The 10,898-nt window shown below is 51.5% G+C and carries 7 protein-coding genes; all 7 read left to right on the forward strand.

Annotation, left to right across the window (positions count from 1 at the left end; all coding sequences use genetic code 11):
• The first annotated feature begins 221 nt into the window (after positions 1–221).
• The 7 genes from DWX68_RS13650 to DWX68_RS13680 all read left to right on the forward strand — a co-directional run bounded on the left by DWX68_RS13650 (position 222) and on the right by DWX68_RS13680 (position 10,766).
• Complete coding sequence (locus DWX68_RS13650; protein WP_243027860.1) at positions 222–1,343, forward strand: efflux RND transporter periplasmic adaptor subunit; 1,122 nt, start codon at positions 222–224, stop codon at positions 1,341–1,343.
• Positions 1,340–4,390 (forward strand): efflux RND transporter permease subunit, encoded by a 3,051-nt coding sequence (locus DWX68_RS13655; RefSeq protein WP_118629899.1) that lies wholly within the window; start codon positions 1,340–1,342, stop codon positions 4,388–4,390. Before DWX68_RS13650 ends, DWX68_RS13655 begins: the two co-directional genes overlap by 4 nt.
• An 88-nt stretch (positions 4,391–4,478) precedes the next feature.
• Positions 4,479–5,138 carry a TetR family transcriptional regulator gene (locus DWX68_RS13660; RefSeq protein WP_118629901.1) on the forward strand — a complete coding sequence of 220 codons (660 nt, stop codon included), beginning with the start codon at positions 4,479–4,481 and terminating at the stop codon, positions 5,136–5,138.
• Positions 5,139–5,140: 2 nt separating this feature from the next.
• Positions 5,141–6,382 carry a TolC family protein gene (locus DWX68_RS13665; protein ID WP_182432199.1) on the forward strand — a complete coding sequence of 414 codons (1,242 nt, stop codon included), beginning with the start codon at positions 5,141–5,143 and terminating at the stop codon, positions 6,380–6,382.
• A 121-nt stretch (positions 6,383–6,503) separates the two neighbouring features.
• On the forward strand, positions 6,504–7,712 hold the full coding sequence (locus tag DWX68_RS13670; RefSeq protein ID WP_118629905.1) for a TolC family protein: 1,209 nt from the start codon (positions 6,504–6,506) through the stop codon (positions 7,710–7,712).
• Between the two features lie 316 nt (positions 7,713–8,028).
• A complete protein-coding gene (locus DWX68_RS13675) occupies positions 8,029–9,456 on the forward strand; it encodes an amino acid permease (RefSeq protein WP_107001735.1) in 1,428 nt (475 codons plus the stop codon).
• Complete coding sequence (locus DWX68_RS13680) at positions 9,456–10,766, forward strand: M18 family aminopeptidase (RefSeq protein WP_117796682.1); 1,311 nt, start codon at positions 9,456–9,458, stop codon at positions 10,764–10,766. The genes DWX68_RS13675 and DWX68_RS13680 overlap by 1 nt, the downstream gene beginning before the upstream one ends.
• Positions 10,767–10,898: the final 132 nt, after the last annotated feature.

Consider the following 10,898-nt stretch of genomic DNA (forward strand, 5'->3'; position numbering starts at 1 on the left):
TTGGTTGGTTTTTCCTGCGTTTTTGCTGTCATGTACCCCAAAAAACGGTCAGCGGCAGGAAAATTCGGGTGCCATGAAAAAAAGATGAACATAGATGGATACATTTTGACAAATTTGTGTACACACCTGTCCAAACTTGGGAGTGGCAAAGTGTATACGAGATGAGTAAAATATAGACTGAGAAAAATTTATACCAAGAACAAGCATAGATGGAGGAAATTATGAAAAAAAGAGGAAAGATTCTGGCGCTGGCTGCGATTGTAGTAGTTGGTGCTGTCGTTTTGTCCCGATGCGGTCATAAGAATACGGCGGCGGAATATGAGTCCCGTCCAACCGTAAAGGTAGAAAATCCGGTTCGTCAGGACATCAGCCTGTACACGGATCTGACCGGACTGGTAGAGCCGCAGTCCCGCGCGAGCGTCATGCCGAAGATGAGCGGCGAGGTGCTGGAGGTTTACTTCCAGGCGGGCGATACGGTCCAGGCAGGGCAGGCGCTGTGCAAGATCGATTCCGACGCGTTGACAGCGTTAAAGCTGCAGGTGGATGCGGCTTCCGTTGCCTTAAAGAATGCGGACAGCAATTTAAGCCGTACCCAGGCGCTCTTTGCAGATGGTTTTGTCTCCCAGGAGGCGATGGAGCAGGCACAAAACAGCGCACAGAGCGCGAAGATTTCCTATGAATCTGCGAAGAATCAATACGATCTGCAGGTGAAATACACAACCGTGACAGCGCCGATCGACGGTGTGATCGAGTCCCGGAGCGTCGAACCGCATGATCATGTATCTCCGGCAGGCGAGATCTGCACGATCTCCGGTGCCAGCCAGTTACAGGTTAAATTCGGTATCACCGAGAAGATCCACCAGACGATGGAGCTGGGTGACAGCGTGACGCTGGAGAAAAATGGTGTGGATTACACCGGTACAGTGACCGAGATCGGATCTATGGTCAACGAGAGCAGCGGTCTTTATGACGCGCGTGCGATGGTGCCGGATGCAGCAGGTCTTACGAATGGTTCCCGCGTAAAAATGACGGTTATCATGGACCGTGTCAGCCAGGTGCTGACCGTTCCGGTCGATGCAGTCAGCTACGACAACGGTGCCCCGTTTGTATACCTCTATGAGGACGGAAAAGCGGAGAAAACCGAGATCGAAGCAGGTATTTATGACGATGAAAATATGGAAGTAAAATCGGGTCTGACGAGCGACAGCCAGGTCATCGTAAGCTGGAGCAACGAGCTGGTGGATCAGGGAGAAGTCCTGTTGGCACAGGATAACGACGGCGCACAGACAGACGGAAACAATGAGACAGCAGCGGAGACGACAGAGGCAGGTGACAAAGAATGATTCGACTGACAAAACTCGCACTGCGGCGTCCGGTTACCATCATTCTCTGTCTGATCACCATCGCGTACTTCGGTCTTCAGTCCGTCATGGGCATGAAGCTGGAACTGACGCCAGAGATGGAGATGCCGATGTTAATCATCGCTACGGTGTATCCGGGAGCCAGCCCGGAGGACGTAACCGATCTGGTTACCAAGAAAGAAGAAGATGCGATCACATCATTGGACTCGGTAGATAAGGTACAGTCCATTTCCCGTGAAAATGTATCGATCGTCATTGTCCAGTATGAGTACGGCACCAACATGGATACCGCATACATTAACCTGAAAAAGGCGATAGACGGCATTCAGGGCGATCTGCCGGACGATGCCAATGACCCGAATATCATGGAGCTGGATATTAACTCGATGGCGACGGTTACGCTGGCAGTCAGCGGCGACGTCGATCAGAACCTTTATACATATGTAGATGACAAAATTGTTCCTGAGTTTGAGAAATTAAGCTCGGTCGGCGAGGTTTCGATTGCCGGCGGTCAGGAGAGCTACACCCGCGTGGAACTGATTCCGGAAAAACTGGCACAGTACCACCTGAATATGAATACGGTCGCACAGTTAGTCGGTGCCGCCGATTTCACGATCCCGGCGGGCGATGTCCGGGTTGGAAAACAGGATCTCGACGTCAGTGTCGGCAACGAATTTAAGAGCACGGAAAGTCTGAAAAATGTCGTGCTTCCGCTGGAAAACGGTGAGACGATCCATCTTTCTGATATCGCGAATGTCTATGAGGCGCTGGAGGATGCAAACTCGATCGGACGCTATAATGGCGAAGATGTTATCTCCCTGGGAATCAAGAAACAGCAGAGTTCCACCGCGATCGAGGTTTCCAACCAGGTAACCAAGAAGGTGCAGGAAATTGAACAGCAGTATCCGGGTCTTAAAATCACCGTGGTAGATGATGCCAGTGACACGCTGAAACGGTCTTTAAGCAGCGTAATCCAAACGCTGCTCCTGGCGATCATCCTGTCCATGATCATTCTGTTCTTATTCTATGGCGATCTGCGTGCGTCGGTCATCGTAGGTACGTCCATTCCGATCTCCGTTGTGTTGGCGATCATTTGTATGGCGGCGATGGGATTCTCAATGAACATTATTTCCCTGACGTCGCTCGTTCTCGGCGTTGGTATGATGGTTGATAACTCGATCAACGTCCTCGACGGATGTTTCCGGGCGAAGGAAAAACTGGATTTCTACGACGCGGCGCTGGAAGGTACGCGCACGATGATCGGCTCGATCACCGGCGGTACGCTGACAACCTGTGTTGTATTTATTCCGCTTCTGATGTTAAACGGTATGTCTGGACAGCTCTTTACACAGCTCGGCTACACGATCATCTTCTGTATGACGGCTTCCTTATTCTCGGCAGTCATCATCGTGCCGCTCTGCTATATGTTCTGGCATCCGGTGGAGAAGGATCATGCGCCGGCAGGACGCATCATCAAAGGCATCCAGGCCTGGTACCGCAAGCATATGCCGCATGTCATTAAGCGCTATGCGCTGGTATTTGGAACGACGGCGGTGCTGGTTGTTCTGGCCCTCCTCATGGCGTCCAGACTGAACCTGGAGCTGATGTCCTCGATCGATGAAGGTATTGTCACGATGACGATCAAGACGAAGCCGGGTTATTCGGTATCGGCAATCCGTGACACTGTGCTTGATTTGGAAAATATGGTAGAGGCAGACGAGGATGTGGATCATTACCTGATGACATATGGAAACAGTGGCGTCAGCATGACTTCCGGAAGTGATGTGACACTGAATGCCTACTTAAAAGATAAGAGAAAGCTTTCCACGGACGAGGTTATCGAGAAGTGGAGATATGCGACACAGAACTACGTTAATGCGACTATTACGCTGGAACAGGGTAGCAGCAGTATGAGCAGCAGCATGAGCAGCGGTGATTCGATTGAGGTGGATCTGCAGAGTACCGATTATGATACATTAAAGAAGTCAGCGGATGATCTGGTAACGGAGCTTCGCAAGCGCGAGGATGTTATGCAGGTACATTCTTCTGTTGAGAATGCGGCGCCGGTTATCAAGGTAAAAGTGGATCCGGTCAAGGCGGAGGCAGAGGGACTGACCCCGGCAAGCATCGGTTCGGTTGTATACAGCAATTTAAGCGGTGTGAAAGCGGCGACGATCTCCGTCAACGGCGAGGATCAGGATGTGAAAGTAGAATTTGCGCCGGATCGCTACGATTCCATCGCGAAACTGCAGGGCATGATGATCACGACGGCGGCGGGCAATACGCTTCCGCTGGAGGATCTGGCAGAGATTTACTACCAGGACAGCCCACAGGAGATTTCACGAAAAGAGAAACAGTACCAGGTATCGATCACGATGCAGGCACAGGCAGATTATAAGAAGACGGCTGAAAAAGATGTCAAGAGCTTCGTGCAGAACTGGGAGTTCCCGTACGGTGTTGAGATGGCGACCAACAGCCTGGATGAGTCGATGGGTGAGGAGCTTTCCGCGCTGGGAATGGCGCTTGTCACAGCGATCTTTCTGATTTTCATTGTCATGGCGATTCAGTTTGAGTCTCCGAAGTTCTCCCTGATGGTTATGGCAACGATACCGTTCAGTTTGATCGGTTCCTTTGGATTCCTGTTCCTGGCGGACTGCCCGATCAGTATGACCTCCATGCTTGGTTTCCTGATGCTGGTCGGTACGGTTGTAAACAACGGTATTTTGTACGTGGATACGGTCAACCAGCTGCGGGTGGAGATGCCGTTAGACGAGGCGCTGGTAGAGGCAGGTGCGATCCGTGTACGCCCAATCTGCATGACGACACTGACGACCATCATTGCGATGATCCCGAACTGTCTGGCATTTGGTAAGGCGGGCAAGATGATGCAGGGCTTAGCGCTTGTAAACGTCGGCGGTCTGGTTGCGGCGACGATCCTGACGCTGGTACTGCTTCCGTCCTTCTACCGAGTGGTTTATAACATGGGAAAAGGCAAAGAAGATGAGTATGATAAGCTGGACTGCGACTAAGGAAAAGCAGGTTAAGCAGTGAATCTGTCAGGCGGCGGACCCGGGGCGGGGAAGCTGCCTGTACTGATAGAAAAAGGGGGAGAAGAAGATGCCGTCGGAACGATTTAAGCGGCTGCCGGAGGAAAAACAGAAGAAAATCCGGGACGCGTGTATGGCTGAATATACGCGGACAACGATAGAAAAAGCATCGCTCAACCGTATGATAGAAGATGCCGGGATCTCCCGGGGCAGTTTTTATACGTATTTTGACAGTAAATGGGATGTTTTAGGATATCTGTGTGAGAGTTTTATCAATGAATTTTATGAGTGCGGCGTGCGCTGCCTTGAAGAGGCGCAAGGGGACATCTGGGAGATGTTAGGGCAGTTTTTAAACGGTTCGCTTGCCCTGTGCCGCGATGAGAGACGCGCCGATTTCATCCGCAACATCATGGAGTGCAGCAGCCGTGAGGCGCTGACCTTTGATATATTCAGCTCCGATCCGGACAGTCCACGCGCCGTGCGTGGACGGAAGCTGGAACGTGCCGCCTATGAGTCGTGCGTGGGAAAATCCTTGCGGAAGCTGGGCTGGGAGGAATATATGAGTTTTTTCCGCATGGCGATGATGGCGATCGCGATGGAGATCAAGAGCTTTCACGACGGAGTTCCGGAAAACCGTATCCGGGAACGGTTTGCCCTGACACTCGGCATCCTGAAACGGGGCGCTGGGATAGAATCGGGAGCGGGCGCGCAGAGCGCCGAAAGGAAATGAAGATGAGTAAGATGAAGAAAAACAGGAAAAAACTGTTTGCCATTCTTTTACAGGCGGCGTTAGTCAGCACGGCTATGACGATGCCGGCATATGCGGCTAAAATGCCGGGGATCGGCTCAGATGCGCTGATCGGCGACGATGCGACCGGTCCGGTGCTGACGGGCGGCAATACCGAGGTGGAGGAGGAAACTTCCCCGTACACCAAAGAACAGCTAGAGGATGGGACGCTGGAATATGGCGAGATCGCATGGCGAATCGAGGGGTACAACAGCACGTACTTAAACCTGCGTTCCCAGCTCTACAGCCAGACGACCAGCCAGTCGGCGGGAACTGCCCTGGCGGCAGAGGCGAGCGCCCTCATGGAAGATGCGATGGACCTGAAGTCCGACGATATGGATGCGGAGACGAGAGAGCTGTTTGAGGGCTACAAGGCGGCAGCGAGAGAGCTGCGCAAACAGGGGGCAAAGCTTACGAACAAGGAGCTTTCCGGCACCTATGCCCGGACCCTGCGTCAGACAAAGAATAAGTTAGTCAAGGCGGTGCAGAACTTGCTCATCCAGTATGAGGAACTGCTCCCGCAGGTGGAAACAGCGAAAAAGAATGTGGAAATGTGCCAGGTAAATGCGGATGCCGCACAGAAGATGCAGGCGCTCGGCCGTGCTTCCGCGCAGGAGGTCCTGACGGCGCAGAAGGCGCTGCAGCAGGCCAATTCCAGCGCCCAGCAGGCAGAGAATGGGGCACTGCAGCTCAAGCAGAATATTTTGATGCTGCTTGGATTTGACGCGGATGCGCCGGTGACATTTGCGGATGTGCCGGTTCCGGATGCCACCCGCCTTGCGACGATGGATCTGGCAGCCGATACACAGGCGGCAGTCAGTGCAAATTATGATTTGATGTCTGTGCGTGCTGCGAAAGCGGAAAGGTCTTCCAACCGCACAGTCAAGAAGCGAAACGTCGCCTATACCGAGGATTCGGTGACGATCACGGTTCAGAACCTCTATGCGGCGGTGGTATCAAAGAAACAGGCGTATGACAGTGCGACGGCTGGATATCAGGCGGCAGCGCAGAGCTACGAGGCGGCAAAGCGTCAGAACGCACTGGGAATGCTCTCAAGAGCCAATTATTTGGGGCTTGAGTGCTCCTGGCTCAGCAGCGTGGCGTCGTATAAGAGCGCGGAACTGGAATATACCAAAGCGGTGGAAAACTACGAGTGGGCTGTGAAAGGTCTGATTGTGACGAATTAATCCGTCAGGAATGGCAGTTTACTTAAGGTGTGAACAGGTTGCTATTCACGGGTAGGCACTTTTGGAACAGAAAGTGCCGTAGGATAACATGGTGGTAACAGAAAGGAAGTAGGAACCGGAAATGAAACATAGAAGAAGGAAAACGGCGCTTCTGACCGCAGCGGCAGCAGCTGTTCTGGCATTGCAGGGACCATTTGCGGCGCTGGCAGCCAGCCCGCAGTTCGCTTATGACGCAGATACATGGGCGAAGCTTCAGGACAATGTGATGGAATACAGCGAACTGCCGTATCTGGTACAGGAGTACAACCCGACGTATCTAAACAACCAGACGACCTATCAGGCAGGGCGCGATACGAAGAATGCGAAGGAAGTGCAGGATAAGCAGTACAATCAGGCGAATGATCTGTACGACAGCGCGGATAACCTGCGGGATCAGGCGGATCAGATTGAGGATTTTCTGGCGGTGCCGGGCATGGCGAGTGCTTACGCAAGCCTGATGTCAGCGTCCGTCATGGTGGAGCAGAATGCGTTAAAAACCCAGCAGTCTGCCGATGCTTCTTACCGCGACAGCGAGATGGACCGTCTGGACTATATCAACAGCCAGGATGCGGTTGTCGCGCAGGTGCAGTCGGCGTTTGCTGCTTATAATCAGGTCAAAAAGACAATTCCGTTGATGGAGAAATCAGTGGAATTGCAGGAACTTTCCATGCAGCTGACCCAGAAGCGCCAGCAGCTAGGTCAGGCGACCCAGATTGATGTGTTAAATGCACAGAAGTCGCTGCAGTCGCTCCAGTCCACGCTGACCCAGACAAAAGCGGGACTTCAGGCCCAGCATCAGCAGCTCTGCGTCCAGACCGGATGGTCCTATGACGCGGAACCGGATATCCAGGATCTGCCGCAGGCGGATCTCACCCGGATCGCGGCGATGAACCTGGCGGCGGACACGCAGACGGCACTCGAGCAGAACCTGTCCTTACAGTCCAACAAGCGCGGTTATGCCAATATGGCAGAAGGTTCAGCCGATAAGAAAAACATGGACCGCACCATCAAGAACCAGGAACAGACGATCCGCTCCGGTATGCAGACACTCTACAACGACATCATGCAGAAGCAGACAGCCCTGCAGCTTGCCGATGCGTCCCTGGCAGCAGAGACGCAGACGATGAATGCGATGCAGAAGAAGCTGGAGCTTGGCATGGCGACCCAGCTGGAGTACAAGAGCGAGGAAGTTTCCTTCCTGGAGAAACAGATCGACAAAGAGACAGCTAACATGAACCTGCAGCAGGCGATCGAGACGTATGAGTGGGCGCTGAAAGGTTACATGAAGTAGGGACAGAAGTTAAGTCTCTGGCACTTCCTCTGCGCGGGGGTTAACGTGGCGCTGGAGGAGCTGTGTATATCGAAAATGATATAATAAAATATTTATAAAACAAGAGGCAAAAAGCGGCGTTTTCTTTCGAATCGCCGCTTTTTTTGGGGAAAAAATAGGTGCATATTGTATGGATTTAACAAAAAATAGCCACAAACTACAGAATACTACCGATTCGGACTGGAAAATACTGGGTTAATAAAAAAATACTTTTGACAATTAACGCAGCATATGAGAGAATAAAAAAGATACTTTCAGTAAGGAGAGAAAATAAGATATGAACAAATCACAACAAAACAAAATCAAGTGGTATATGCTTTCCTTTATGTGTTTCTCCACCCTCTGGGGATTTGGAAACGTTTTAAATGGTTTCGTATACTTCAATGGAACACAGGTTATCTTCTCCTGGATTCTGATGTTCGCACTGTACTTTGTACCGTACGCACTGATGGTCGGAGAGCTTGGTTCCGCATTTAAGAATTCGGGCGGCGGTGTCAGCTCCTGGATTCATGAGACAACCGGCGCGAAGGCTGCATACTACGCAGGTTGGACCTACTGGGCTTGCCATGTCACCTACATCGCATCGAAGGGATCCGGCGGTCTGAAAGCGCTGAGTTGGATGATTTTCCAGAACGCAGAGAAGTATGCGTCCTTTAACACGAAAGCGGTTCAGTTAGTTACCTTTGCGGTACTGCTGTTCTTCTGCTGGGTTGCAAGCCGCGGCTTAAACCCGTTAAAGAAACTGGCTACCCTGGCGGGAACCAGTATGTTTGTCATGAGTATCCTGTACATTCTGCTGATGTTTGCTGCACCGGTCATCAATCCGAACGGTGGTTACCTGTCGGTGGATTTCAGCTTGAAAAACCTGATTCCGCATTTTGATTGGAAGTATTTCAGCAGCTTGTCCATCCTTGTATTTGCAGTCGGCGGCTGTGAGAAGATCTCCCCATATGTAAACAAGGTAGAGGATCCGTCCAAGGGATTCCCGAAGAGTATGATTTTTGCAGCGATCATGGTAATCGTCTGCGCGATCTTCGGTACAATCGCGATGGGTATGATGTTCGATGTATCCTTGGTTGAGGCTAATTTTGACTCTTACAATGCGAATGGACAGTACTGGGCATTCCAGAAACTGGGTGAGTATTACGGCGTTGGAAACCTGATTATGATCATTTATGCAGCCTGCAACGCGATCGGCCAGTTCTCGACGCTGGTAGTCAGCATCGATGCACCGCTTCGTATGCTGCTTGACAACGAGGATGCGCGTCAGTTCATCCCGACCAAGCTCTTAAAGAAAAACAAATTTGGCGCTTACGTCAATGGTATCTGGATGGTAGTCATCCTGTCCGGTTCCATCATTCTGGCTCAGGTTCTGGTTCCGAATGCGGATACGGTTCTGCGCCAGCTGACACAGCTTAATTCGGTTACCATGCCGATGCGTTATCTGTGGGTATTCTTTGCGTACTTCATGCTTCGCAAACATTCAGATAAGTTTGAGCGCGAGTATCGTTTTGTGAAGAACAACGGAGTGGCACTGGGCTTTGGCGCATGGTGCTTTATCCTGACCGCAGCCTGCTGCTTATTAGGTATGTACAAACAGGGTGATCTGTACACAACCATGCTGAATGTCATCACACCAGTCGTTCTGGTAGCACTGGGACTGATTTTACCGGCGATTAAGAAGAGAGAAGGGAAGTCTGCATGATGAATGCTGCGAAGGAATTATTGACTTTTATTGAGAACAGCCCGAGTATGTTTCATTCGATTGAGACGATCAAGGGAATGCTGGATGAGGCAGGTTTTACCTATCTGCCGGAGAGAACTTGCTGGGACGTGAAGCAGGGTGGAACGTATTACACGATCCGCAACCATTCCAGTATCATTGCGTTCCGCGTCGGAAAGGAACTGGGCGATTACCATTTCCAGATGTGCGCCTCCCACAGTGATTCACCGACTTACAAGATCAAGAATGTACCGGAGTTAAATGGTCCGGGCGAGTATCTGCGTCTCGATGTAGAAGCATACGGCGGCATGATCGACAGCACATGGTTTGACCGCCCTCTGACTGTCGCAGGCCGTGTGCTGGTAAAGGACGGTCAGGGCGTGAGCGCGAGACTTCTGTACATCGATAAAGATCTGTTCATCATTCCGAACGTAGCGATTCATTTCAACCGTGAGGTGAACAATGGATACAAATACAACCGTCAGGTTGATTTATGCCCGCTGTTCTCCGCTGGTGAGCTGAAAAAAGGCGCGTTTGACGCGATGATTGCGAAAGAGCTTGGTGTGGCAGCGGAGGATATTTTAGGAAAGGATCTCTTCCTTGTAAACCGCCAGCCGGGTACGATCTGGGGGTATGCGGACGAGTTCATTTCCAGTCCGAAACTGGACGACTTACAGTGCGCTTACGTTTCCCTGAAAGCATTCCTGGAGGCGAAGAATGAGCGCGATGTCAGCGTATACTGCTGCTTCGACAATGAGGAAGTTGGTTCCAATACGAAGCAGGGAGCGATGTCCACCTTCTTACAGGATGTCCTGCACCGCATCAACGGCGCACTTGGCAAGACACCGGAGGACTATTATCAGGCAGTTGCCGGTTCTTTCCTCGTAAGCTGCGACAACGCACACGCCGTTCACCCGAACCACGGGGAGAAGACGGATGCAGTCAACTGCTCCTGGATGAACAAAGGTATCGTCATCAAGGAGAGCGCGAACCAGAAATACACCACGGACGCATTCAGCCGTGCGGTATTTACGAATGTCTGCAATGAGGCAGGTGTTCCGGTTCAGGTGTTTGCAAACCGCAGTGATATTTTAGGCGGTTCCACCCTTGGAAACCTTTCCAACACGCAGGTCAGCGTCCATGCCGTCGATATCGGTCTGCCGCAGCTTGCGATGCATTCCTGCTACGAAACGGCAGGTGTGAAGGACGTTGAGTACGCAATCCGCGCACTGACGAAATTCTACCAGACCGCTCTTCAGATTGAAGGGGCAGAACGGGTTTGCTTTGAGTAAATATAGTTAAAAGAGCAGCCGCTCCGCGAACGATGAAATGAATCGCGGGGCGGCTGTTTTGATAGATTGAAAAAAGCTTTTTAGACCTATAGGACAAAATGTGTTGATAGAAACCGCCTTCAGCCCTTGAAT

The sequence above is a fragment of the Clostridium sp. AF20-7 genome, from assembly GCF_003479275.1.
Taxonomy (GTDB): domain Bacteria; phylum Bacillota; class Clostridia; order Lachnospirales; family Lachnospiraceae; genus Otoolea; species Otoolea fessa.